This window comes from Saccharopolyspora elongata, assembly GCF_004348985.1.
GTDB lineage: Bacteria > Actinomycetota > Actinomycetes > Mycobacteriales > Pseudonocardiaceae > Saccharopolyspora > Saccharopolyspora elongata.
In genome coordinates, this window is sequence record NZ_SMKW01000070.1 from 1 (window position 1) to 24,495 (window position 24,495).

General features: G+C 65.7%; 22 protein-coding genes. 10 read left to right on the plus strand and 12 right to left on the minus strand.

Annotation, left to right across the window (positions count from 1 at the left end; all coding sequences use genetic code 11):
* Positions 1 to 267: 267 nt before the first annotated feature.
* Both E1288_RS35395 and E1288_RS35400 read right to left on the minus strand, forming a co-directional pair.
* The gene (locus E1288_RS35395; RefSeq protein WP_132493050.1) at positions 268 to 1,320 is read right to left on the minus strand and encodes a type III polyketide synthase; all 1,053 of its coding nucleotides are present in this window, start codon (positions 1,318 to 1,320) and stop codon (positions 268 to 270) included.
* 2 nt (positions 1,321 to 1,322) lie between these two features.
* Positions 1,323 to 2,423, minus strand: a complete 1,101-nt coding sequence (locus E1288_RS35400) for a methyltransferase (RefSeq protein ID WP_207954733.1) — start codon at positions 2,421 to 2,423, stop codon at positions 1,323 to 1,325.
* A 1,209-nt stretch (positions 2,424 to 3,632) separates the two neighbouring features.
* Between E1288_RS35400 and E1288_RS35410 the strand changes: the two genes are divergently transcribed.
* The gene (locus E1288_RS35410) at positions 3,633 to 3,800 is read left to right on the plus strand and encodes a hypothetical protein (protein WP_207954734.1); all 168 of its coding nucleotides are present in this window, start codon (positions 3,633 to 3,635) and stop codon (positions 3,798 to 3,800) included.
* A 37-nt stretch (positions 3,801 to 3,837) separates the two neighbouring features.
* Here the strand turns inward: E1288_RS35410 and E1288_RS35415 are convergent, their stop codons facing one another.
* The 7 genes from E1288_RS35415 to E1288_RS35445 all read right to left on the minus strand — a co-directional run bounded on the left by E1288_RS35415 (position 3,838) and on the right by E1288_RS35445 (position 11,177).
* A complete protein-coding gene (locus E1288_RS35415) occupies positions 3,838 to 4,602 on the minus strand; it encodes an SDR family NAD(P)-dependent oxidoreductase (protein ID WP_132493052.1) in 765 nt (254 codons plus the stop codon).
* A gap of 47 nt (positions 4,603 to 4,649) precedes the next feature.
* The gene (locus E1288_RS35420; RefSeq protein WP_165968429.1) at positions 4,650 to 6,194 is read right to left on the minus strand and encodes an AMP-binding protein; all 1,545 of its coding nucleotides are present in this window, start codon (positions 6,192 to 6,194) and stop codon (positions 4,650 to 4,652) included.
* Positions 6,195 to 6,229: 35 nt separating this feature from the next.
* Positions 6,230 to 7,081 (minus strand): enoyl-CoA hydratase, encoded by an 852-nt coding sequence (locus E1288_RS35425; RefSeq protein ID WP_132493054.1) that lies wholly within the window; start codon positions 7,079 to 7,081, stop codon positions 6,230 to 6,232.
* Entirely contained in the window at positions 7,078 to 8,619 is a 1,542-nt protein-coding gene (locus E1288_RS35430; protein ID WP_132493055.1) for an AMP-binding protein, read from the minus strand. The genes E1288_RS35425 and E1288_RS35430 overlap by 4 nt, the downstream gene beginning before the upstream one ends.
* Positions 8,620 to 8,632: 13 nt before the next feature.
* A complete protein-coding gene (locus E1288_RS35435) occupies positions 8,633 to 9,610 on the minus strand; it encodes a polysaccharide deacetylase family protein (RefSeq protein WP_132493056.1) in 978 nt (325 codons plus the stop codon).
* Positions 9,611 to 9,793: 183 nt separating this feature from the next.
* Positions 9,794 to 10,423 (minus strand): response regulator transcription factor, encoded by a 630-nt coding sequence (locus E1288_RS35440; RefSeq protein ID WP_235884043.1) that lies wholly within the window; start codon positions 10,421 to 10,423, stop codon positions 9,794 to 9,796.
* A gap of 478 nt (positions 10,424 to 10,901) precedes the next feature.
* Positions 10,902 to 11,177 (minus strand): transposase family protein, encoded by a 276-nt coding sequence (locus tag E1288_RS35445; protein WP_165968430.1) that lies wholly within the window; start codon positions 11,175 to 11,177, stop codon positions 10,902 to 10,904.
* Positions 11,178 to 11,350: 173 nt separating this feature from the next.
* Between E1288_RS35445 and E1288_RS35450 the strand changes: the two genes are divergently transcribed.
* Positions 11,351 to 12,553 carry a PucR family transcriptional regulator gene (locus E1288_RS35450; protein ID WP_165968431.1) on the plus strand — a complete coding sequence of 401 codons (1,203 nt, stop codon included), beginning with the start codon at positions 11,351 to 11,353 and terminating at the stop codon, positions 12,551 to 12,553.
* A gap of 171 nt (positions 12,554 to 12,724) precedes the next feature.
* A complete protein-coding gene (locus E1288_RS35455) occupies positions 12,725 to 13,483 on the plus strand; it encodes an MFS transporter (protein ID WP_132493059.1) in 759 nt (252 codons plus the stop codon).
* 27 nt (positions 13,484 to 13,510) lie between these two features.
* Here the strand turns inward: E1288_RS35455 and E1288_RS49270 are convergent, their stop codons facing one another.
* Together E1288_RS49270 and E1288_RS35465 are read right to left on the minus strand one after the other, a co-directional pair.
* A complete protein-coding gene (locus E1288_RS49270; RefSeq protein WP_235884044.1) occupies positions 13,511 to 13,882 on the minus strand; it encodes a group II intron maturase-specific domain-containing protein in 372 nt (123 codons plus the stop codon).
* A gap of 77 nt (positions 13,883 to 13,959) precedes the next feature.
* Entirely contained in the window at positions 13,960 to 14,634 is a 675-nt protein-coding gene (locus E1288_RS35465) for a transposase (protein WP_165968432.1), read from the minus strand.
* 531 nt (positions 14,635 to 15,165) lie between these two features.
* Between E1288_RS35465 and E1288_RS35470 the strand changes: the two genes are divergently transcribed.
* From E1288_RS35470 to E1288_RS35495, 6 genes are all read left to right on the plus strand, one after another.
* Positions 15,166 to 16,209, plus strand: a complete 1,044-nt coding sequence (locus E1288_RS35470) for an alcohol dehydrogenase catalytic domain-containing protein (protein ID WP_093277342.1) — start codon at positions 15,166 to 15,168, stop codon at positions 16,207 to 16,209.
* Positions 16,210 to 16,313: 104 nt separating this feature from the next.
* Entirely contained in the window at positions 16,314 to 17,414 is a 1,101-nt protein-coding gene (locus E1288_RS35475; RefSeq protein WP_132493061.1) for an ABC transporter ATP-binding protein, read from the plus strand.
* A gap of 135 nt (positions 17,415 to 17,549) precedes the next feature.
* Positions 17,550 to 17,744, plus strand: coding sequence for a hypothetical protein (locus tag E1288_RS35480; protein WP_132493062.1), 195 nt, complete (start codon positions 17,550 to 17,552; stop codon positions 17,742 to 17,744).
* Between the two features lie 94 nt (positions 17,745 to 17,838).
* Entirely contained in the window at positions 17,839 to 18,456 is a 618-nt protein-coding gene (locus tag E1288_RS35485; RefSeq protein ID WP_132493063.1) for a helix-turn-helix transcriptional regulator, read from the plus strand.
* Between the two features lie 553 nt (positions 18,457 to 19,009).
* Positions 19,010 to 19,627 carry a helix-turn-helix transcriptional regulator gene (locus E1288_RS35490; protein ID WP_132493085.1) on the plus strand — a complete coding sequence of 206 codons (618 nt, stop codon included), beginning with the start codon at positions 19,010 to 19,012 and terminating at the stop codon, positions 19,625 to 19,627.
* Positions 19,628 to 19,764: 137 nt separating this feature from the next.
* Entirely contained in the window at positions 19,765 to 19,947 is a 183-nt protein-coding gene (locus tag E1288_RS35495) for a hypothetical protein (protein WP_132493064.1), read from the plus strand.
* Here E1288_RS35495 and E1288_RS35500 read toward each other — a convergent pair.
* Complete coding sequence (locus E1288_RS35500) at positions 19,938 to 23,636, minus strand: BTAD domain-containing putative transcriptional regulator (RefSeq protein WP_132493086.1); 3,699 nt, start codon at positions 23,634 to 23,636, stop codon at positions 19,938 to 19,940. The genes E1288_RS35495 and E1288_RS35500 overlap by 10 nt on opposite strands.
* A 358-nt stretch (positions 23,637 to 23,994) precedes the next feature.
* Between E1288_RS35500 and E1288_RS35505 the strand changes: the two genes are divergently transcribed.
* Positions 23,995 to 24,423 (plus strand): SsgA family sporulation/cell division regulator, encoded by a 429-nt coding sequence (locus E1288_RS35505; RefSeq protein WP_093277331.1) that lies wholly within the window; start codon positions 23,995 to 23,997, stop codon positions 24,421 to 24,423.
* Positions 24,424 to 24,495: the final 72 nt, after the last annotated feature.

Genomic DNA, 24,495 nt, shown 5'->3' on the forward strand with positions numbered 1-24,495 from the left:
CTCGCCGCCGGACGGGCGGTGACAGCCTGTGGAGACCTCGTCGTTAGGCGGTCCGTGAAGCAGGAACCTCGACCGGCGTTAGCGCTGGTTGGAATCCCCCGGGCTTTAGCCGTGGGGAGGACGTCAAGTTGGAGGCTGATCAACTTTGGCATGCCGCCACGTTCGCCACGTCGCCATCGGAATCCCGGGAGGTTACCGACCAGCGATCGGGCGCCGCTGGTCTTCTTGGGGGCCGGTTTCGGAAGTACCGCGTGCTGGCGGGGTTCTTCAGTTCCAAGAGGCGCGGATGGCCACGGTGGTGACGCCGGGTCCGAAGCCGACCAGCAACCCTGTTGCCGCTGGGGGCGCGCTCGCTTGGCGCCAAGCTCGCGCGAGGACGTCCAGGACGGCGACACTGGCGGTATTGCCGAGTTCGCGAAGACTGGCACGTGAACACGCGAACAGTTCTTCGGAACAGCCCAGTCCGTCCCTGAGCGCGTCCATGATCTTGGGGCCACCGGTGTGGGAGATGAGGAACTGCGGGGTCCACTGCGGGCCGGGGCTGCTTGTGCGGAGCCACTCCGCCAGGTGCGGAACGGTTCTGATGATGCAGTCGGTGACGGATGGCAGGGTTTCGAAGTGAAAGCCCACCTCATCGACGCGGTAGACCATGTCGTCGAGGGAGGCCGGCAGGATGTACTCCCAGGAGACACCTAGTCGGAGGCCGCTGCGCGTGTCGTCAGCCGAGACTACAGTGGCCGCGCACGCATCCCCGAACAAGGCGCCGGAGACGAGGCTGGAAATGGTGAGATCGTCCGCTTGGTAAGATAAAGAGGGGAGTTCTACCGCGACGACCAGGACGTGGGTTGCATCAGGGTGAGCCGCGAGATCCTGGGCGGCCCGGGCGAGCGCGTAGGCACCGCCGGCACAGCCCATCTGAGCGATGGGCGTGCGGCGTACGGTCGGGCGAAGTCCGAGCGTGTTGACGAGATGTGCGTCCACGCCAGGTAGAGCGTGGCCGGTGCAATTGGCAACCACCAGCGCATCGATGTCGTTCGTGGTGCAGTCGGCTGCGTCCAGGGCATCAAGGGCGGTGCTGGTAGCCAGTGCGACGGCGTGTTCGAGGTGCAGACCATTGCGTTTGCTCAGCCCCGTGTGCGCGACGATCTCATCCAGAGGGATCACGGCGCGCCGGGACTGCACGGAGGTGTTCTCCAGCACCCGTCGGATGGCGGAGAGTTTCGGGTTGTCCCGCAGACGGCGCGTCAAATGGTCCAGGACGTCGCTTTGATCCAGCACATGCGGCGGTAGCCCCACGACGGGGCGGGAGACGGTGGGCATTGCTACCTCCGCATGGCCACGATGGCGGCGTTCGCGCCGGCCGCGGCCAGCGGAACAACGCTCGGCTGCTCGAACCCGGCCTCGACAAGCCACGTTGTGTACTCGGTCTGCGAGTAGTTCTTGCCCCCCTCGGTCTCGATGAGCATGTTCATTCCCATCAGGGCGGCGGCGGGAGGGCCGGTGCGCTCGGGGTTCAGTACGAGTTCGCACACGACAACTGCACCGCCCGGCGGAAGCGCCGCGTAGCACTTGGCCAGCAGCCGACGGTTGCTCGCCTCGTCCCAGTCGTGGAGGATCATGCTCAGCAAGATCACGTCGTAGCCGCTGGGCAGCGGCTCGTCGTCGAGGAAATCGCCGGCGGTCGTATCGAGTACGCTGCCCAGGCCCGATTCCGCGATCTTTTCCGTGGCGAGGTCGCACACGTGTGGGAGATCGAAGACGGTAGCCGACAGGTGCGGGTAGCGACGGCACAGCTCGATCGGGAACGCTCCCTGCCCGCCCCCGACGTCCAGCAGCCGGTTGTGCGCAGTGAAATCGTAGGAGTCGCCCAGCGCTCGGGCGGTGAACGTGGAGATGGAGTACATGGCATCCCAGAACAGGCTCATCATCACCGGATCTTCGGCGGCGAACGGTGAGTCCTGGGTTGCGGGATCCCAAGTGGTGGGCCGGTTCGTGCGCAGCGCTTGAACCACCCGGTGCCAGGCCGGGTACTCGCGCTGATCGCAGAACCGGACGAAGCCGCCGAAGTAATAAGGACGGCCCACCACGAGGAATTCTTCCGCGACCGGCGCATTGCGGTATTCATTCCCGGTCTTCTCCAGCAGCCCCAGGGACGCGCACGCGGCCAGTAGCAGATCTGTGGGCCGATCGGGCAGCCCGAGTGCCTCGGACGCTTCTTCGACCGTGGCGGAGCCGAGGCGGGAGAGCTTGGTGAACAGCTCCAACTCGACAGCAGCGGCGAAGCTCTTGAAGCTCCAAAAACCCGTGGTCAGCTCCATCAACGGTGCCGGAGTCAACTCGGGAAGTTGCTCGACTTGCCCCTGGTTCTTGGATCGGGGATGCGGAAGCGCGTGTACATCTTCCGACGAGTGCAGGGATTCCACTACTTTAGCCACGGTCGTTCTCCTCTTCGTCGGTACGTACTAGCTTTCCGCCTCGGCGCGGTACGCCGAGATGTATTCGAAAAGACATTCTCAATGGACACCATTTCTTCTTGACCGTCGCCGACAAGACGGCCCGGCGATGAGACGGAAAGGCGATACCGCCAGCGGTGGCGTCGAGCACTGAGTAGCACGGAGGATTCTCAGATTCGCCTATTGATCGACATGGGGTCCATTGCTTGATCAGTGTGGACGCGATGAAGCCTATGCGGGAGGCATAAAGGCGACGAAGGACCAACGTTTCAGCTTGCCCGAAAGTACCTCGGTGACTGCCTACACAGGCATGCTCGAGCAGCTGGCTAAAGGTTGTCCCGTAATCGCGGGTCTGGGCGTGTGGTGGATCATGTGCTGGTGCAGGTGATCGGGGTTGACCAGCCGGCGTGGATACCGACGTTCACGGGGCTGTCGGTGCGGCAGTTCGGCAAGCTGGTGGGCATCGTGCGAGGTCGTGGCGCTGAGCAGAGGTCGCGTTGGTGTTCGATGTCTCCAAGTCTGCGGCCGGGCGGGTCGTGGAGCGGCCACGCCTTTCCCATGCCCAGCACCAATACTTGATCATTACGGGAGTGCGCCACGAACGCAGGAAGGAGCGTCCATTTAGGCAGAGCTTCTGACTGCGGTGCTGTGTGAGAGATGAAGGATTGGCCCTTCGGTGCCGCCCTGCGGGGGGAGGCATCAAGCCGCCACATGCTGCGTTGGCTGAAGACCGTCGTGGTGAGCGATGAGGGAAAAGGCGTCGTGAGAGACGTCAGGCGGGGATCAGGAAGACGAGCGCAAGCGAATCGCTGAGGACGTGTCGTTAATGATTGCAGGTGGCATCAGAACCGGGGCGTTTCCCGTTGCTCCGGGAGGAGTCTGGCGGGTGCCCGCTGACTGGCCAGGCGATGTCCGGCATGGAGGCGACGTGAGCCTGATCTGCTGCTCTCGCACGGAACGTGGGAAAGCGTGTCCCGACACCGCCGCCCTGATCGGGGTTGGCAAGAGGGAGTGTCCCAAGCGGCTGAACCGCAAGGGATTGAGTACCGGCGCGGGACGCGCTGGCGGACCGGCTCGTAGTAGTGAGGAAGCCCTGGTAATAGGGGTGGAGCGAAGGGGCCGGGTCATCCGTGGCTGTTGTTCGTTCGATCAACCGGGCGCCAGCCTGGGAGGAGTCGCGTGAACCAGTTGAAGTCACCAGACAAGCCGTTTGAGATTTCGAAGCGGGAGGTGTGGGAAGCGTATCTGAAGGTGAAGGCCAACAAGGGCGCCGCCGGAGTGGATGGCTGCTCACTGGAGGAATTCGAGGCCGATCTGAAGAGCCGTCGCCTTGTCGACGGCGTATGAGTACCGGGACGATTCGTGCGCTGCCTGGGGATCACGGTCACTTCGGTGGCATTCGTAGGGCGCCGTCGAGGCGGATTACCTCGCCGTTGATCATCTGGTTGTCGATGATGTGTGCGGCGAGCGAGGCGAACTCTTCCGGTGTGCCGAGCCGGGGCGGATGGGGTACGCGCTGTTCGAGGGTTTTCCGTGCTTTGTCGGGAAGGCCGAGCATGAGGGGTGTGGCGAAGATGCCCGGGGCGATGGTGTTCACGCGGATCCCGTGTTCGGCCAGGTCACGCGCGGCGCTGAGCGTCAGCGCGGCGATACCGCCTTTGCTGGCGGCATAAGCGGCTTGGCCGATCTGGCCGTCGTAGGCGGAGATCGAGGAGGTCATGATCACGGCGCCTCGGTCGCCGTCGACCGGTTCGTTCGCGGACATCCGCGCGGCGGCGAGTCTGAGCACGTTGACCGTGCCGACGAGGTTGATGTCCAGCACCTGTTTGAACTCGTCGAGCGAGAGCGGGCCGCCGCTTCCCAGGATCCGCCCCGGTGTCGCGATCCCGGCGCACGTGATGACCACTCGCAGCCCGCCGAATTCCTCAGCGGCATCGAGTGCACGTGACACTCCCGCTTCTTCTCGAACATCGGCGGGCACGAAAACCGCGCGTTCTCCGAGGGCGTCAGCTAGCGACTGACCTGAGGAGCAGGGCAGGTCGGCGATGACGACCGAAGCGCCTTCGCGGTACAGGCGCCGCACGGTCGCTTCGCCGAGACCAGAAGCACCTCCAGTCACCACAGCCGCCGTTGTCGGATCAATGCGCATGTTTCTCCTGGAATCGCGTGGGTTTCGGAAGCTGGCGAGTGCGTTCGTCAGTCAGCGTGGAGCTCGCGCAGTTTGAACCGCTGCACCTTCCCGCTGGGTGTCTTGGGGAGCGCGTCCACGAACCGGATCAGTCGGGGGTAGGCATGGGCCGAGTAACGCTCGCGCACGTGCGCCTGAAGCTCCCGAACGAGGTCGTCTCCGGGCTTGGCACCTTCGAGGAGAACGGCATAGGCCACCACGATTTCGCCGCGCATACCGTCCGGGTCCTTCTGCCCCACCACGGCGACGTCGGCGACAGCGGGGTGGGTGATCAGCACGCTCTCCACGTCGAACGGTCCAATCCGGTATCCGGCGGCCAGGATGACGTCGTCGTCCCGTGCGGTGAAGAAGAAGTAGCCGTCCTCATCGACACGTCCGGTGTCGCCGGTGAGGTACCAGGCGCCGTCCCCGGTGAAGCGCTCGTCGGTGCGCTCGGGCTCTCCCCGGTACCCGGTGAACCAGAACAGCGGACTCTTGGTCGACACCGCGATCCGTCCGTCGACGACGTCGGCGACGATGCCCGGCAGCTGCTGTCCCATCGACGCGTCCTTGAGCGGACGTGCCACGTTCTCGTGCGCGCAGTTGCCGATGACCATGCCCAGTTCGGTCTGCCCGTAGTGGTCGCGGATCTCGACGTCGAGGGTCTCGCGCGCCCACCGCACGATGTCAGGTGTCAGTGGCTCTCCCGCCGAACACGCACGCCGCAGCCGCACGCCCTCGACGAGGCCGCTGCGGCCGATGGCCCGGTACATGGTGGGTGCACCGGCGAAGTTGGTCACCGCCTGCCGTCGCAGGACCTCCGTGGTGAGCTCGGGGGTGAATCCGGCGTCCACCAGCAGGTTGCGCCGGGCCGCGGCCAGTGGGGTGACGATGCCGTAGTAGAGGCCGTAGGCCCACCCGGGGTCGGCCGCGTTCCAGTGCACGTCGTCCGCCGTGACGTCCATGGCGAAGTGCATGTACGACCGGAACCCGGCTATCGCCCGTACCGGCACCGGAACGCCCTTCGGCCGCCCCGTCGTGCCGCTGGTGTAGAGCTGCAGGAATGTGCCGTCGCCGCCAACCGTCTCCCGCCCGGTGTGGGGTTCACGGTCGGCAGCGGCCCGCTCCAACTGGTCGACGTCGAGTGCCGTGATCCCGGGAATCGGGTCGACCTTGGCACGCTGCGCGCGGTCGGTGATCACGAGCTCGGCGCCGGCCGCCTCGACGCGCAGCTGGACGGCTCCGGTGGCGAACGCGGTGAACAGCGGCACGTGGACCGCACCGAGGCGCCAGATCGCCACGAGCGTGACGATGAGTTCCGGTCGTTTTCCCATGAGCACCGGCACTCTGCTGCCGCGCCGCAATCCGTGGTCGGCGAGCACGGTGGCGAGTCGGCGGGAACGTTCGGCGAGCTCACCGAAGGTCAGGTCGTGCGTCCGCAGGTCGGCGTCGACGAAGGTGAAGGCGACCGCATTCGGGTCGTGCCGGTCGCACAGCAGCCACGCGACGTCGGCGTCCCGTGCGTCGTACTCGGCGAGCCAACCTTCGATGGTTGGACGGGTGTCGCTGGTCAACGCTGCCTCCCGTGGGCTGGTTCGGGATGGATTCGTCACGGCGCACGCTCCGATGCCTGGCGGGACAGCGCCCGGATCGTGTCGACACCACCGGGGTCGATGATGTCGCCGTGGCGGGAGAGGTTGTTGGCGTGCCCGGCGATGTGCAGGGCGAACGCCGACTCCAGCGCCACGTCCTGGCCTTGGGCGGCGAGGCTGTTGTTGACGCTGGACTTCGCCAGCCGCAGCGCGTACTCGGGCATGCGTGCGATCCGCCGTGCGAGGTCGAGGGTGAAGTCCGCGAGGTCGTCGTCGGGGACCACGTGGTTGACCATGCCCAGCCGATGTGCGTCCGCAGCAGTCACAGGAGCGCCGGTGAACAGCATTTCCTTGGCCTTGCGCGCGCCCACCTCCCACACGTGGGTGAAGTACTCCGCACCGTTGAGCCCGAATGCCGCTACCGGATCGGAGAAGGTCGCCGATTCGCCGGCCACGATCAGGTCCATCGGCCACAACAGCATCAGCGCTCCGGCGATGCAACGCCCGTGGGCCTGGGCGATCGTGGGTTTGGGCAGATTGCGCCACCGGCGGCACATTCCCAGATAGGCCTCGCATTCGAACGCGTGCCTGCCCTCGACCCCGTCGGCGTCGAAAGCGCCCTCGAGGGTGGCCACGGACGGCCCGGGAATCCTCGAGTCGCGTTCGTCGAGATCATGTCCGGCGGAGAAGTCGGGGCCCGCACCAGCCAGGATGATCACCCGGACTGTGCGGTCCCGGACCGCGATCGCCAGCGCCTCGTCGAGGTCGTAGAGCATCTGGGGGTTCTGCGCGTTGCGACGCTCGGGCCGGTTCAGCACCACCCGCGCGATACCGGTCTCCGGGCTCTCGAGAAGTACGGACGAACTCATGCAACCCCCTCGTCCCCGTTGTGCCCCGCCGCCTCGAGGTACTGCTGCTTGAGACGGCGCTTGAACAGTTTTCCGGTGTCCTCGCGCGGCAGCTCGTCGGCGAGCACCACTTCCCGCGGCACCTTGTAGCGCGCCAGGCGGGAGCCGACGTGGGTCCGGATCTCGGCCGGGTGGAGGATCGCGCCGGGGATCGGCTGGATGTGGGCGGCGAGCACCTCTCCCAGGTCGGGGTCGGGGATGCCGAACACGGCCACATCGGCGACCCCCTCGAGGTCGAGCAGGCACGCCTCGACCTCGGCGGGGTAGATGTTCACGCCGCCCGAGATGACCATGTCGTTGAGCCGGTCGCTGAGGTAGAGATAGCCCTCGTCGTCGAGGTGGCCGATGTCGCCGAGGGTGAGGTAGCCGTCCCTTTCCATCTGACGGCGTTTGGGCTCGTCATCGATGTAGGTGAAGTCCGGCCAGCCGGTGAAGCAGCGCCCGTAGACGATGCCGTCCTCGCCCACCGGCTTGTCAGTTCCGTCCTCGCCGACGATGCGCACATCGGCATCAAGGATCGGGCGCCCGACGGTGCCCGGACGGCTCAGGGCCTCCGCCGTGTCGCAGGCGGTGAAGGCACCCACCTCGGCGCCGCCGTAGTACTCGTGCACGATCGGACCCAACCAGCCGATCATGGCTTCCTTGACGTGCCGCGGGCACGGCGCGGCCGCGTGCACGATGGCCTTCAGCGAGGAGAGGTCGTAGGAACGCCGCACCTGCTCGGGCAGCTGCAGCAGCCGGTTGAACATCGTAGGAACCATCTGCACGCTGTTGACGCGGTGCTCCTGCACCAGCCGCAGGAACTCCTCGGCGTCGAAGCGAGGCATGATGTGCAAGTTCATGCCCAGCGCGACGGCGAAGGTGGCGTGCACGTTCGGAGCGGAGTGGTAGAGCGGCGCGGGGATGAGGGTCGTCTCGGCTGGAGCCAGGTGCCACAGCTTCGCGATGTTGGCCAGCAACGTCGGGCGGTCGGCCACCGCGACCGGGTCGCGGAGCACTCCCTTGGCCCGCCCGGTGGTGCCGGACGTGTAGATCACGCTCATCGGGGCGGCAGGTGAGGGTTCGGTGCGGGGTTCGTGGTCGTCGATGCGTTGCGACAGCGTCGGCCACCTTCCGGTGGACGGCTGTTCGGCCAGCCCGTAGGCGCACCGCACCCCGGGCGGTATCTCCGCCTCGATGATCGGCAGCCCGGGTGCGCTGGACTCCACGGCCGGCAGCAGGTCGGTGTGGACCACCGCGAGCCGGGAGCGGCTGTCGGCCAGCGCGTGTGCGAGGTCGTCCCCCGTCCAGTGCCAGTTGATCGGAACCGGGGCAGCCCCGACGAGCCCGACCGCGAGCGTCACCTCCACGAACGCGATGTCATTGCGCATGACAACGGCGACGCGGTCGCCCGGACCGATCCCGTCGGCGTTGAGGGCCGATGCCAGCCGCGCAGCACGGGTGCGCAGCGTCTCCAGCGACTGAGAAGTTCCGCCTGAGTGGATTCGCGGTTCGCTCATGCCAGGTCCCTTCTCAGTGGAAGTCGGCCGGAACCGGAGTGAAGGGCACCCGGCGCGTCCACTCCTGGATCGCCCGGCCAAGAACCTCGTCGTAACTCATGCCCTCGATGGGAGCCGCCTTCTCCACCTCGGCGAGCACCGCCGGCGGAACATCCGGGATGGACACGCCCGCGTGCTCGGCCCACTTCTGCGTCGAGTTGCGGAACTGGCGGGTGGTCACCGGCGAACCGATCACGTTGGCAGGGTCGGCCATCGCCCGTTCCGAGGTGACGAACACGACGCCTTCCTCGGTGAGCCGACCGAGGATCCGCTCGATGGTCGCACCGGCGACCGTCGTGCCGTGGATCAGCATGATGTGCGCCGGTGACCGGCCGAGCGCGGCAGTAGCCGCGGCTGCTTGGTTTTCAATCTGCTCGATCGCGGTGTCGACCAAGGTGTCCTCGATCCAGCGCTGCGCTGCCCGGTCCGTGAGCCGCAGGGCGCGGTCATAGGCGACCATGAACTGGGCGTCGTAGAACCAGAGCGTGACCGGGGAGGACAGGAACCCGTTTTGGCTCAGGTGAGTCTGGACCTGGCGCGTCTTGGTCGCGCTGTCGCCCTCCATGGCGAAGGCGTAGCGGAAGTAGCGCGACGGCGATGCCTCTATCCACCTGCTCAACAGCCGCTCGCTGGTCTCGATGTCGCGGAGGTAGGTGTCGACGTCCAGCCAGTTGAGGCTGATGTGCTGGTGCGTGTGGTTGCCGACGTAGTGCCCGGCGGCGCACCAGTCATCGAGGATGTCGAGCACGCGCGGATCTTCCTCCGTCGGCGCAGTGCTGTTGAAGGCGTAAACGCCGGGAACCCCATAGGCTTCAAAAGCCTTCATCATCTTCTTCGACACGGTGTGCGGACCATGCCCTTCGGGAAACGGGATCCCGGTCCACTGGAATTGGTCGTCCACGGTGACCGCGACTTCGAGGCCTGAAAGCAGACCGCCAGAAGATTTCGACATCGGACTCTCCTTTGGGGTCGAGCGAAACTCGTGCCATCGTTGCGACAGACTCAAGCAGTGCCAATGCCCATTGCTGATACACCGTTGTGTGGCGGGATCACATACGGAACGACCGGGGTGGACGCAGGGGCCCGGCAAAGTCGGGTTTCAGCTGGTGAGGAGTACGGAAATATTCGGCTGGAATTAGATGAGACCGGAGCGGATTGCGTAGGAGACGGCGTGAGCGCGGTTATGGAGGCCGAACCGCTTCATGAACTGGTAGAGGATGTTCTTGACCGTGCGTTCTGAGTAGTGCAGTTTGTCAGCTATTTGTTGGAGATCGAATCCTTCGGCGACGAGGCGGAGGACATCGATCTCGCGGTTGGTGAACCCGGAAGGGTTCAAGCCTTGCGGTGCGAGTACTTCGCGGTAGGTGCGCACGATTTGCTCGATGAGTGCGCCCTGCAGTGAGGCGGGGAAGTATCCGCCACCGCTGCCGACCGCACGAATGGCCTGCATGAAAGTCGTAGCGGAGAAATGCCGGCGCCACAGGACCGCGCGGACACCCCACTCCGCCGCTGCGGAGATGTCGGCGTGCCATCGATCGCCCACGATGAGGAGCAGGGGGGTGGCAGTGTCGGGCCTGAACACCTGCAGCTCCTTCATGGTGGACGCTTCGGCGGTTTCGATGGCGATCACGACAACATCGGCGTTGTCGCTCCTGGCCTCGATGAGCTGGGTGTCTCCACCCAAGCAGTTCGCCAGTCCCATGCGCGTAAAGTAATCCTGTGCGTGGATGGCCACGCGGATTTTCTCCATTGTTCTGCCCTGCATGACTGTCCCCTGTTCTGGAAATGCCAGGGCATCTCGCGGCCAGAAAGCTCGGATCAGTCTTTCCGGGAGTTAGGCCTTCCGCGCGGCGAGCAGCTCGTTGCCATCGCGGTCCCCGACCAGCGCCGGAAACCCGCTTGATTGGCTGGACGCACCGGCCACCCGCTCGCCCCACGCACGATCGCCGGTACCGAGAGCACCGTCTCCCCCGGGTACGGATAGCCGGCGAACCCCGACGAATCCGCGAGACCGTAATCCACACAGCTCTGCGCGAGTCGTCATCGCCGCACCCGTCGGCGCCTGCAACAACAGATTGTCGCTGCCACTGACCTCATGCCAGGTCCCTTCTCAGTGGAAGTAACTCGTGCCATCGTTGCGACAGACTCAAGCAGTGCCAATGCCCATTGCTGATACACCGTTGTGTGGCGGGATCACATACGGAACGACCGGGGTGGACGCAGGGGCCCGGCAAAGTCTGGTTTCAGCTGGTGAGGAGTAGTTCGACGGGGCGGTTGGAGTCGCGGGCGTGATGTCGGCAGGCGGCGGCGATGGTGGTGTGGCCGGCGAGTGTGGCCGCCAGTGCGATGGCCAGCACCACCGCCAGACGGTGCCGCACGCCCCGGCGCTTGCGGGGATCGGCCACGCCCGTCAGCACCTTCAGCAATCCCTGGGGGACCGGCCAGCCGACGTCCACGACGGGTGCGGGCCGGGCAGGGCCCGACTCGACCGGGCAATCCAGGACAGGAGATGATGACAACGCGGGCACGGCGACGACTTCCGGACGATCGGTGTTTGGCGACTTCGATCATCACCGCGTCGTTACCGTGCCCGCCCCAACGACACGCCGTCACCGCAGGTCAAACCAGCACATCACGACTTTGCCGAGACCCTGGGGTGGACGGCTCTCCCGGTGTCCTCCATAGTGTCGAAATGCTGGATGCGAAGGTGGGCGGCAACCCGCTACCGTTGGAGCCGTTCGTGAACTGGCTCGACCAGCACGGACGCCTGAAATTCTCCGGGCTCGCCGATCAGCTCCACGCCGAGATTCCCGAGCTCGGAGCGGCCGATCCGGACACGCTGGAGGCGTTGCGCGCGTCCATCGTCTCGCACCTGCCGGGCATGCGCGCCACCTTCATGGGTTCGAACCCGGACCCGCATCTTCCGAAACCGGCGCAGGATTTCGCGTACCTGATGGCTCGCTCGAACATTCCCCTGTCGGCCGTCCTTCGTTCCTACGAGCTGGGCCACGCCGCCATTTGGAACGAATTCACCAGCCATCTTCGCAAACAGCAGTCGTGGACCGTTGCGCGTCGCGCCGAGGCGCTCGAGTCGGGTTCCATCCGCCTGTTCGAGTACATGCAGTCCATGACCGGCGAGACGATAACCACCTACAACCGGGCTCGCGACAGCCTCATGCGGGCCACGAATTCGCGGCGCAACGAGATCGTCCGCGCCGTGCTGTCGGGCAACGGGGGCGTGCGCGAGCTGAGAGAGCTCTTCGGTTATCGCATCGATGAGGTGCACATCGGGTACGTGGCCTGGAGCGTCGACCCCATGAAACACGAGGAGGTATCCGAACTCGCACGACGGGAGCTCCTCGGGTTCGCTCGGCAACACGTCTCCGTGACGACCGATTCCTCGGTCATCCACGGCTGGTTCACCCCGTGCAAGAACTCGACCTTCGACGACCTGGCCGCGGTTTCGCTGCCCAGGACCATCCGGCTGACTCTCGGAAGCCCGCGCCGCGGAATCCGCGGGTTCCACCACACCCACCGGGAAGCCCTGTCGTGCGTCGACCTGACAGCGCTCCACACTCCCGCACCGACCCGGTTCCCCGACGTCGCGGTCACCGTGCTCGCCACGCAGGACCGAGAGATGGCCGCGCGGTTCGTCGATGACCACCTCGGGGCACTGCGCAGCCACGAAGACGGCGAACGTCTGATCAAGACGCTGCGGCACTACATGGACGCACACGCGAGCCCGACCCGGTGCGGTCAGCGCCTCGGCATCCATCCCAACACCGTGACCCAACGCGTTCAGCGCGCGGAGACGATCCTCGGCCGCCACCTCGACCCCGCCAGTCTGGCGCTACGCCTGGCCCTGGACCTCGAGCGCACGATGGAGTTGGAGTAAACGACGGCCCTTGCGCTACGCGGTCGACAGCACCCGTGGCAGACCCTATGAGACTCCACCCGCGAGCGCCGTGGAGTCGGTGACGTCCTTCCCTTCCGGCTCAATCTGATGGTTACGTGATGAAAGCCGCGCCTCCAATGTTCCTTTTATGACGTAAGTTGGAGCTCGGCGGTGGCTGCCTCGGCGGTGGCAGGTGTTGATCGTGACCTCGGTCGCGGCGTTCATGGCCACGCTGGACGTGACGATCGTCAACATCGCTTTCCCCGCATCGAGCGGTCTTTCTCGCATGACTCGCTGGGCGATCTGTCGTGGGTTCTCAACGCGTACAACATCGTGTTCGCCGCCGCGCTGGTGCCTGCCGGGCGACTTGCCGACCGGCTGGGCCGCAAGCGCCTGTTCCTGGTGGGCGTCGTGCTGTTCGTGACCGCGTCGGTCGTGTGCGGGCTGGCCGGCAGCTTGGGAGTGCTGGTCGCCGCGCGGGTGGTGCAGGCGATGGCCGGTGCGGTGCTGCTGCCGACGTCGCTGAGCCTGGCGTTGCCGGAGTTCCCGGTGACACAGCGGGCGACGGCGACGTCGTTGTGGACGGCCACCGGTGCGGTCGCGGCGGCCACCGGCCCGTCCCTCGGCGGATTCCTGACCAGTTGGCTGGGCTGGCCTGCCGTGTTCTTCGTGAACCTGGTGATCGGCCTGCCGATGCGGATTCCCGCCCGTCGGCTGCTCCGCGAAAGCCGCGACCAGCAGGGGCGGCTGCCCGACTTCCTCGGCGCCGCAATGGTCGCGGGGGCGGTGGCCGCGGTCGCGTTGGCGATGGTCAAGGGTCAGGGGCCTGGGGGTGGGGGTCGACCGCGGTGCTCGCGACGGTGGGCGCGGCCGTGGTGCTGTTCGTCGCGTTCGTGCTGCGCTCGGTGCGGCATCCGGTCCCGGTGGTAAACTCCGCGCTGTTCCGGATCCGTTCGTTCACCGTCGCCGGCATCGGCACGTGTTCGCGATCGGGTTCTTCAGTCTGCTGCTGGGCAACGTGCTGTTCCTGACGGGCGTGTGGCACCTTTGATCCTGCGCCGAATCCAATCCATCAGCGCGACGGGGACTGTGCATTCGAATATGGGTCCAGTGCCAGTGGGCGAACATGCGCGGGTACTGGGTAGTGATCCTGCCCCAGCATGCCTTCGCCTTCTTGTACTGCCGCAGTCGCTTGTGTTTCTTGCGGATCCAACGCATCAGGTAGGCGTTGATGCGTTGCAGGAAGGGATGCAGCGCGGAGCGGTAGAACGCCCCGTAGTACTGCATCCAGCCGCGCACGATGGGGTTGGCTACCGGCACCGGCGGCATCGGCTCCTCGGTACAGGGTCACGCAGGTCATGGCCGCGGCTCTGTCGCACTTTCGGTGGTGACGGAGTGCCCGAGTTTCAGGCGGGCAGGATGCGGTGGCGGAGGAGCTTGAAGCCTGCGCGGCCGTAGGTTTGTCGTTTGAGCATTTTCGTTTTAGTGTTGACGCCTTCGGTCCGTCCATTGTGGTGGGTCAGGGTGAGTGCGGCGGTGACGGCGGCGAGGTCCTGATCAAGTCCGCGGGTGAAGGAATGCACGTGGGACAGGCCCATAGCGCGGGCACGGGTGATCCACTCCCATAACCGGTCGTCGTTGTCGTCGGCGGGTTTGAGTAGTGCGGCGAAGGAACCGATGAGCGTGGCCAGTTCGGTGATTTCGGGGCAGGCCGCGGCGAGGCGATCGCGGGTGGCAGTCTGCTCTGTAGTCAGGTTCTGTGGCTCGGTCAGCAGCAGGCGGGTGGCCCGGCAGGGTGAGAGGTGGGTCTGGTCGTCGAGGTGTCGTCCCTGGTTGAGGTAGCGGTAGAGCAGGTTCGAACTGCCCTGATAACCCAACTCACGAATCTCACCGAGCAGTTGCGTGATCGGCACGCCCGGGTCCTCGGCTCGGCGGGTGCGGAGGTGGTCGCGGTAGGGGTCGACCAGGGTGGGCCGGTATTTCGGGACGCGCTGGATCCGTTCCGGGGTCTCGGCACGGGCATAACGCTTGACCGTGTTGAGGGCCAGCCCGAGACGGCGGGAGCAGTCCAGCAGACCCACCCCTGCGTCGAGCAGGTCGTGGATCTGTTGCCAGCGCTGGAGGGTGGTCTCGGCCAGCCGTTCCTGCCGCAGTCCGGTCGCGCCGGCCCAGCAGTGACTGTGGGCGGCGACTTCCTTGCCGGCGGCCTCGGCCAGCCCGTGCCAGAGATGCCGCCCGCACCACGATCACCTCACCGGCGTCCTCCACACCCTCGATCACCAACGCCGCTAACCCTGAAAACACCACGCTGGCAAGGATTTTCACATCAAGCACACTTGATCATGACAAAACCCGCACGCACGACCGGCAGCACCACCGAAAGTGCGACAGAGCCGAAAGTGCGACAGAGCCGTTAATCAGACACTCCCTCATTGCGCGAATGGGCAAGGTGGCGGGGATGTAGGGTCCTGGATCTTTCTCATGGTCTGGCTTGGGGTCGTATCTGGTCTTTTAATGTCCTGCGGTCTTGTTGGGTGTTGGGCCACGTTGGTGCTCAATTGAGCGCAATTCCGGGGTGGGGCGACAACGGTGTTGAGGAGGGTGCGTTGCCGATGCGGGCTGCCGTCATCAGCTGGCCGGGGGTGATCGGTGTGGGTGAGGCGCCTGATCCGGAACCGGGCTTGGGGCAGGTAGTTGTCCGGGTCCGTGCGTGCGGGGTCTGCGGGCTAGACGTGCTTATCGCCGACGGCGAGCTTGCTTCCGTGCCGTATCCGATCGTGCCGGGGCATGAGTTCAGCGGCGAGATCGTTGCATTGGGGCCAGGCGCGGCGAGGAAGTGGCGGGTCGGGGATCGTGTGACGGTCGATCCGATCCTGCCCTGCGGGCAGTGCGCGGCGTGCTGTTCGGATTACATGATGGAGTGTGAGCAGCGCGGTGCTATCGGTGAGACGGTGAACGGTGCGTTCGCGGAATACGTCGCTGTGCCCGCCGCCAACTGCTACCGGATGCCGGACTCGATGACCTGGGCGCAGGCAGCGATGGTCGAACCGGCCTCGCGTGCACTCAGGGCCGTGCGCAGGTTCGGCGTCGTCGCTGGGCAGCGTGCACTGGTCGTGGGAGCGAACGCGACTGGGCTGCTGTTGCTGCAGGTGCAGCGACTCAGCGGTGTCAAGGTAACCCTCGTTGACCGCGACCCGGGGCTGCTGGATCTCGCGATGGACCTCGGCGCGTTTGCGGTTGCCACGGACATCGCCCAGGTCGGCGGTGAGAAGTTCGATGTTGCGATCGACTGCACCGGTGATCCGGAGGCGATGGAGGGTGCGTTCGACGCGATACACACCGATGGCCGGCTGCTCGTGTTCGGGACGCCCCACGCGAGCGGGCGTATCCAGTTGGCGCGAGTTCCGCTCTACGATCTGCAAGCCGAGCTGAATCGCTCGATGGCCGTGCTCAACAGCTTCGGCGTCGCGCTCGAACTGATCGCATCAGGATCGATCCGAACCGATCCGTTGCTGACTCACGCCTTGCCGCTTGCGAGCTTCGACGAAGCTTTGAAACTGACCCGCAGCGGCGCCGAGTTGAAGGTCCAGGTGCTGCCGGACTTCGAGGCGCTCGATCCCGAGCGGTCCATCGACCTCGGCGGGCGTGGTCAGTAATCCAACGTGCTCGTGACGGTGATCGTCGGCACCGGCCGAGCCGTCCGAGCTGAGCAACCCCTTCGGAACCAGATCCAGTCCCAGCAAGACATGGAGGAAACGGCATGGCAGAAGTCGCCTACGTGGAGGCATCGCGGGTCTACGGCGGTGCTTCGCAGGTGCGCGCCGTCGATCGGCTCGATCTTTCCATCTCCGATGGTGAATTCCTGGTCCTGGTCGGTCCGTCAGGATCGGGCAAGTCCACCGCCCTGCGCATGGTGGCCGGCCTGGAAGAAGTCGACGAAGGAGAGATCCGCATCGGCCCCCGTGCGGTGAGCAGCCTCCCGCCGAAGGACCGCGACATCGCGATGGTCTTCCAGTCCTATGCCCTGTACCCGCACATGACTGTTGCGGAGAACATGGGTTTCGCGCTGAAGCTTCGACGCATGCCCGGCTCCCAGATCAAGGAGAAGGTCGCCGAAGCCGCGGCGATGCTGGATCTCACCAAGTACCTGGACCGCAAGCCCAAGGCGCTCTCCGGTGGGCAGCGGCAGCGGGTCGCCATGGGCCGTGCGATCGTGCGGGAGCCGAGCGTATTCCTGATGGACGAGCCCCTGTCCAATTTGGATGCCAAGCTTCGGGTGGAGACGCGGGCGAACATCGCGTCGCTGCAACAGCGCCTGGGGACGACGACGATCTACGTGACGCACGATCAGGTCGAGGCGATGACGATGGGGGACCGGGTGGCGGTGCTCGCCGACGGTGTGCTGCAGCAGTGCGCCAGCCCTCGGGAGTTGTACGAGGCCCCGGCGAACTCGTTCGTCGCGGGTTTCATCGGCTCGCCCGCAATGAACCTGCTGGACCTGCCGTTGGACGCGGCCGGTGTCGTGATCGGCGGACTGACGGTCGCGTTGCCCCGGGAGGCGCTTTCGGATGCCTCCGCCAAGCAGTTGACGGAGGTGACCTTCGGGGTGCGGCCGGAGTCGTTGCGACTGGTCGGGGCGGACGAGGAAGGTTTTGAACTCATCGTGCGACTGGTTGAAGAACTGGGCTCGGACGCCTATGTGCACTGCGTTGTTGCTGGGTCGGAGCAGCGCATTGTCGTCCGCGTGGATGGCCGGACCCCGCCCTACATCGGTCAGCGGATCCAGGTCGCAGTGCGCGATACCGCCGAGGTCCACGTGTTCGACCCGAACACGACGCAGCGGTTGAGCGGCTCTCCATGAGGCGTGTTTCGTCGCCGGCGGGGTGTTACCAGGCAGAGTGCATTAGTCGAAAGGTCAGTTCTGGTTGCCGGATCGGCTACCACGTCGAGATTCAGGCATGGTTGGTCCGTAAACGTCGGGTCGAGGAGGAGTTCGTTGGCGACGATCGATCTGCCTGAGGATGTTGAGCACGTGCTGCGGCAGCTGGAGTCTGAGATGGCGGATACTCGCGAGTACATCCTGCGGTGCCGTGCGTCGGGGGACGAGCAGGCGGCTCAACTCCACGTCATCTGGATCGACCTCCTGCTGGACGAGTGGAACCGTTGCCGGTTGGTCGCGCAAGAGTTCTGACCAGGGCTCTCTCACATAGAGGCGACATAGAGAATTCGTGAAGACGGGCTTCGCACACTGAGATCACATCATCACTCAACGTGTGGGAGTCCCGATGGACCGAGTGCGAGTGGCCGTGCAGGCAGCAGACCCCATCACCCTGGCCGGCCTCACCAGCTGCCTGACGTCACGGCCGGAGCTGGTCATAGAGCCGACCCACGCTGAGGCCGACGTGATCGTATTCGCCGCGGATCGGGTCAACACCCAGGTCCTGGCCGACCTGCGGCAGTCGGCGCAAGAGGTCTCCGTGCCCAGAGTGCTGGTGACCAACGAGCTCAACCCCGTTGACGTGCTCAGCGTGGTCGAATCCCGTGTGGTGGCTGTGCTGCCGCGAACGGCCGCGACCGGGACGAGGCTGATCAACAGCGTCGTCGCCGCGGCCAACGGCGGGGGCATGATGCCGCCCGATCTGCTGGGCGAGTTGCTCAAGCAGATCGACTACCTGCATCGGGAAGTGCTGACGCCCCGCGGCTTGAGCTCTTCCGGGCTGACCACCCGGGAGATCGACGTCCTGCGGTTGATGGCCGATGGAATGGACACCGCGGAGATCGCGCAGAAGCTGTGCTATTCCGAGCGGACCGTCAAGAATGTCATCTACGGCGTGACCGGTCGGCTCAACCTGCGCAACCGGCCACACGCGGTGGCTTTTGCGATGCGAGCCGGGGCGATCTGACCGCGCCCGGCAACGGGGCGGCATTGCGCGACCTGCTGCTGGACGTCGACCCAGGCGACTATCTGTGCTGGTCTTGACGCTGGCGCCGTTGCGGGAGTTCGGGCTGCCACCAACAGCAGCGGCAGCTGACTTGTGGCCGCGCTTGTCGATTAGTAGTCGACGCTGAGGAGTGCGCGCGTGACGGTCAACGATCACCGGATGGTTCTCGTCACCACGGTCTTCAGCCTGGCTGGTGCACCGCTGGCGGCGTAGTGGACGCCGTCGCGTTTGCGTCGGCTGTGGCGTGGGTCTCGTCAGAGTTTGTTCTGGGTTGCCTCGGAAACAGAAGGGGTTGCCTGAAAGGTCAGTTCTCGTCTTGGTGGTCGCTGTGGGTGCGGGTTTCGGGGATGGTTGGTTGCCGGGGGGTGGAGGTGTTGTCGTCTGGTGGTGCAAGGGTTTTGGGCGGGTTGTTGGGGTCTTTAGATGGTGTAGAGATTTTGTGAAGATGGGGTTTGCACACTGGGGTCACAGCGTCACGGAGCGTGTGTCGTCACGGAGCGTGTGGGAGATCCTGATGGACCGAGTGCGAGTGGCCGTGCAGGCAGCAGACCCGATCACCCTGGCCGGGTTGGTGAGTTGTCTGAAGTCGCGGTCGGAGTTGTTCGTGGTGCCGAGTCCGGCCGAAGCCGATGTGGTCGTGTTCGCCGCGGACCGAGTGAGTGCCCAGGTGCTGGCTGATCTGCGCCTGTCGGCACAGCAGGTGTCGGTGCCTCGTGTGCTGGTGACCAACGAGCTCGATCCGTCCGATGTCCTGCGTGCGGTGGAGGCCCGTGTGGTGGCGGTGCTGCCGCGAATCGCCGCGACCGGGACGAGGCTGATCAACAGCGTGGTGGCCGCGGCCAGGGGTGGTGCTGTGATGCCGCCGGATCTGCTGGGCGAGTTGCTCAAGCAGGTCGATCATCTGCAGCGTGAAGCGCTGACGCCGCGGAGTTCGAACGCGTCCGGGCTGACCAGCCGTGAGGTTGATGTGCTGCGGTTGATGGCCGATGGGCTGGACACCGTGGAGATCGCGGAGAAGCTGTGTTATTCGGAGCGGACGGTGAAGAACGTCATCTACGGGGTGACCAATCGCCTGAACCTGCGCAACCGGCCGCACGCGGTGGCTTTTGCGATGAGAGCCGGAGCGATCTGATGGGTGTGAGGATCAGGGAAACGGCCGGTCGCGTCCCTGCCGCGGCAGGCCGCGAAAACCGCAAGCGCCGCAACGCCATGGCGCAGAAGAACTCGAGGTCCATTAGGGACACCCTTGCGGCGAGAACGACTCGCCGTGTGCTGCCCTGCAGTGACGAGCAAGGCCGTGACCGCGAACTCACACTCGCATTCACCGGCCGCCGGCTGGTGCTGACCACACCGGACGGCACCGCTGCGGTCCTCACTCCCTTGCAGAGCGAACGGTTGCGGTCCGCTGTCCGCGATCTGCTGCTGGATGTCGACCCGAGCGACTACGCGTGATCGGCCTGCAGACTCTCCGGTCCGCGCCTGCGGACCTCGTCGACGATGGCGACCCGGGAATGCGCGTTGAGCTTCCCCAGGATGCGGGCAACGTGACTTTGCACCACGCGTCTCGGCAGGCCCAGTTCGGCCGCGATGTCCGGGTTGGAACGGCCTTCGGCCACGAGAATCGCGATCCGGACCTCATCGCGGGACAGCGCCTCCCAGCCTTCGGCGGGATGGAAGACCGAGATGTCCGGACTCGGGCGGATCCCGAACCCGCGGAGTCGTGACTCGGCGCGGCGGATGTCCCAACGGGCGGACAGCCCGGCGAAGTGCTGGATCGCCTCGTCGAGCGCGCACTGCGCGTCCTTGAGCAGATTCCGTTGCGCCAGCAGCAAAGCAGCATCCTCCAAAGCCGCGGCCAGTTCGACCACGCGCCCCACTTCCCGGTAGTGCCGCCCCGCCGCCATGACCGGTTCGGGGTCACCAGCGATGAGTCCCTCGCATCGGGCCGCTGCCGCGAATGCCCGGGCCGGCCGGGTTTCCTTGGCGGCTTCGTCCCGGCACACGGCCAACGCCTGGTTTGCCAGATCGAGATCGCCGAGTTCGACCGCCAACCGGACCATGATCGGCAACCACTGGTGGCGCAGCATCAGCGGGGCGAATCCGGGATTCAGGATCGGGTCCATAATCGACAGTGACTTCTCCGGCTCGCCGCGTTGTTCGGCCGCCAACGCCCGGGCGATCAGCAAGAAGTCAACATTCTCGCGCTCCGCGCCGCTGGATGGCGCGTACTCCTCGGCCGCGTCCAGATGGCGGGCGGCTGTCTTGCCGTCTTCCCGATGCCCGGCGATCAACGCGCTGACGCCGTGCGAAAGCAGCGCCGCTGGGCCGGGCTCGCGCAATCCGTAGAAGGAGATCGCGGGGCCGTCCTCGGTCAAGGTCTGCAACTGGAGCATGGCGTCGTCCCAGCGGCCTACCCAGAAGTAGTGGACCGCCTCGGCAACTTGGAGGCCACTGGACGGAAGGTGCTGGGCCGCGATCTGGCGGGCCTCGAGCATCGTCGTTTCCGCCTCGTCGAGGCGATCCAGGTTCTGCAGCGTGAACGTGCGGTTGTCGAGCAGGTCGAAGCGGAACTCGGAGAATTCGGGATCAACCCCGACCACTTCGAGCGCCTTGTCGACGTGTTCGAGCGCGCGTACGTGATCCCGCTGCACCGTCTCGACCAACCACATGGTCTGCAATGCGTGCGCGATGGGGTAGGGCTCGCCGGTGGTCACTGCCTGCGCGTAGGCCTTGTCGGCGCTTTTCTGAGTGGCATCGAGATCGCTGAGGTCGCCGCGCTGGAAGTTCGCTGCCAGCGACCTGTGTCTACTGCGCCAGATCTCCGGTACTGCTGGATCGTCGGCCGCGTTGCCCAGCGTGTCGAGAGCAGCGGCCAACTCGCCCTTGCGGTACAGCGTCGCGACCAGCAGCTGTCGCATCTCCGCCGACCGGTACGGGTCGGTGGCGATCGCGAGGGCCTGGCGTGCTTTGTTCTCCGTGTCGCGTCCCGCCCGGAACAGTACCTTCACGAGCGCGGCGAGCAGCACTTCCCGGTTGGGGTCACCGACCGGGCAGGTTTCCAGCGCGCGTGCGAAAAGGTCGATGGCGATCAGCGGGGCACGGTTGGACACCGCGACGTGATGCTCCGCCAGCCATTCCAGTACCCAGCGGTCGTTGGCGGTCGACGCTGCGAGAAGATGCTCGGCGACCTGCTCCACCCGTGCGCCGACCTGGGCCAGTTTTTCCGCCGCCTGCCGGTGCAGTGCGCCCCGGGCGGCCTTCGGGATTCCGTCGTAGAGCGCCTGGCGCAGCAACGGGTGGCGGAATGCCATCTGGACTTCGGCATCGACCAGAACGTCGGCGGAGACGGCCTCTTCGAAGGCGTCCAGCAGCTCGAACGCTTGTCTACCCATGGCGGCGGCGACTTCGGTGCAGGAGAACTCCAAGCCGAGCAGCGCGCCCCAGCGAAGCACTTCCCGGGTTGGCGAGGAGAGGAACTCCAGTCGTTTGCCGATCGCGGCGACCAAAGACCGAGGGGCCTGCGAGATCGACGAGGCGGGAACGTCTGCGGTGCCATTGGTGATCGATACTGTCTCAGAGCGGAGCAGTGTGCCGGTGATTTCCTGCACATACAGCGGGTTGCCCGCCGCGCGCCCTGCAATTTCCCGCAGCACTGGCCCTGGTTTGGCCCCGACGATCTCGCGAAGCAGCTGGATGGTCTCCAGCTCGGTCAGCGGTTCGAGGAGGAAAACTTCACCGTCGCGCGACTCGACGGCGCGGCGCAGCTGCCGCAGCTCGACCCTGTCGGGTGCCGGGCGTGTTGCGGCCACGAGCAGCAACGGCAACTGGCGCGTTGCCGCGCAAAGCCGGTGCCACACCAGCACGCTGGCTTCGTCCGCCCACTGCAGGTCGTCGATGACCAGGATCAGCGGCGAGATGGCACACAGCTCGTCGACGAGTTCCAGCAGCTGATCCACCGGCTCCGTGGAGCGCTCACCGTGCAGGGTGGCGGCCAGCTTCGCCCGTCGCGGGTCGGGTGCTTTCGTATCGATGCCAAGGCATTCCGCCATGACCTGCAGCGGGAACCGCTGACTCAGTTCGTCGGCGACCGCCCAGGCGAGTTGGCAGCCGAGACGGCCGGCATCGGCGAGGGCGACCGTGAGCAGCTCCGACTTGCCGATACCGGGTTCGCCCTCGATCCACACCGAACGGCCGCGGCCGGCCAGCACTTCCGCGACCAGTTCCTGCAGGCGCGTGCTTTCAGCCAGGCGTCCGACGTAACGCCTCTTGTCGCTTTGCTGCAGTGCCCGGTTGACGTAGGCGGGAACGATCGAGAGCGGCGTGGCGTGGCGAACCAGCGATTTCCGCACCGGTGTCGGGTCCAAGTCAGGATCGTTGGCCAGGATCTGTTCATGCACTCGACTCAGCTCAGGCCCGGGTTCGATGCCGAGCTCTTCGACCAACGCCCGGCGGGTCTCGCGGAAGACCTCTAACGCCTCCGCGGGTCTGCCACTGCGGTACAAGGCGGTCATCAGCAGCGCGCGCAGGGACTCACGCAACGGGAATTCGCGGACCAGACCGGCAAGTTCGGCCGCCAACTCGACGTGGCTGCCGTGCGCGAGCATCGCTGTCGAGCGGTGTTCGATGGTCATGATGCGCAACTCCGCGAGTCGTTCGCGCTGCAGCTGGGCGAACGGTCCCGGAATACCGGCGAGAGCCTCCCCTTGCCACAAGCCCAATGCGGCGTCCAGGGACTCGACCGCGCCCTCGTGGTCACCGGAGGCGAGCTGCTGTCGCCCCTGCTCGCGCAACCGGTCGAACACCTTGACGTCCAGGTTCTCCGCCGGCAGCCGAAGCGTGTAACCGGCGGAATGCGAGATCAGGACGCCGTCGTTGGACCGGCGGGAGCGCTGCGGTTCCAGGCTGCGGCGCAGTCCCGAAATATAGGTGTAGACGCTGCCTTCGGCGCTGGCCGGCGGGCGATCCCCCCAAAGGGCGTTGATGATTTCGTGCCGGGGCACGACGTGGTTGGCCTGCAGCGCCAGCACCGCGAACACGGCTCGTTGGCGTGGCGGACCAAGCGAGATCTCGTCCTGTCCGAGCCAAACACGCAACGGTCCAAGCAACGCGACCTGAAGCGGTCCGTTCGCGCTCGCGGGCATCGCCACCCCTATTTCCACAGTCGCAAAAGATAGCGCCTCTCTCCGCAATGGTGCACCTTCGTGTACCGAATTGTGCCCGAGGCGGCTCATTGCCCGAAGGATTGCCTGTTTGTACACGCATCAGGGGTTACGAACGGGCTCCGGTTTCCGGTACTGGATCGTCTCGATCAATCAATCGGTCAAAACGGATCTTCTTCGGGGCAACGGCTGGGCTCAGGCCTCCCGTTGGCCTGGTTGAGCGCCTGCCGAACGGAGCAGTCCAGGTGCCCGCCGGAGTCTGAAGATGTCGTGAAGAAGAAGTGAATCCAGGTTGGCCATGCTGCATTTCGAGTGGGAGTCAAGCTTGAAGGAGTGCAGCATGATGGCCAAGAACCACCGGACGATCATCCGCTTCGCCACGGTCTTCAGCCTGGCCGCCCTGCCAGGGGTGAGCGCACCGGTTCGGGTGGAACTGCGGTACGAAACCCGCGACCCGTACGCGGTGGCCGTGATCTTCAACGCGGGACAGAGCCACCAGGTTCGCTGGGAGGTTGCCCGTGACCTACTCGCCGACGGGCTGGTCGCCGACAGCGGGGAAGGTGACATGCGCATCGGCCCTTGTCCGGACAAGCCCGAACTCCTCTTGATCACGTTGCGCTCGCCATCGGGACAGGCCACCTTCGAAACGCCGGCTGAGAAGCTGGCACAATTCTTGAACGACACCTATGACATCGTCGAACCCGGCGACGAACACCGGTGGATGAGTGTCGACGAGGCGTTGAACCGGCTGCTCCCAAACGACCTGTAACCGACCGGTATTCACACTCGCGCCGTGCGGTGTCGGCAAGGACCGACGCCGCACGGCGCATTCGTGGTGCGT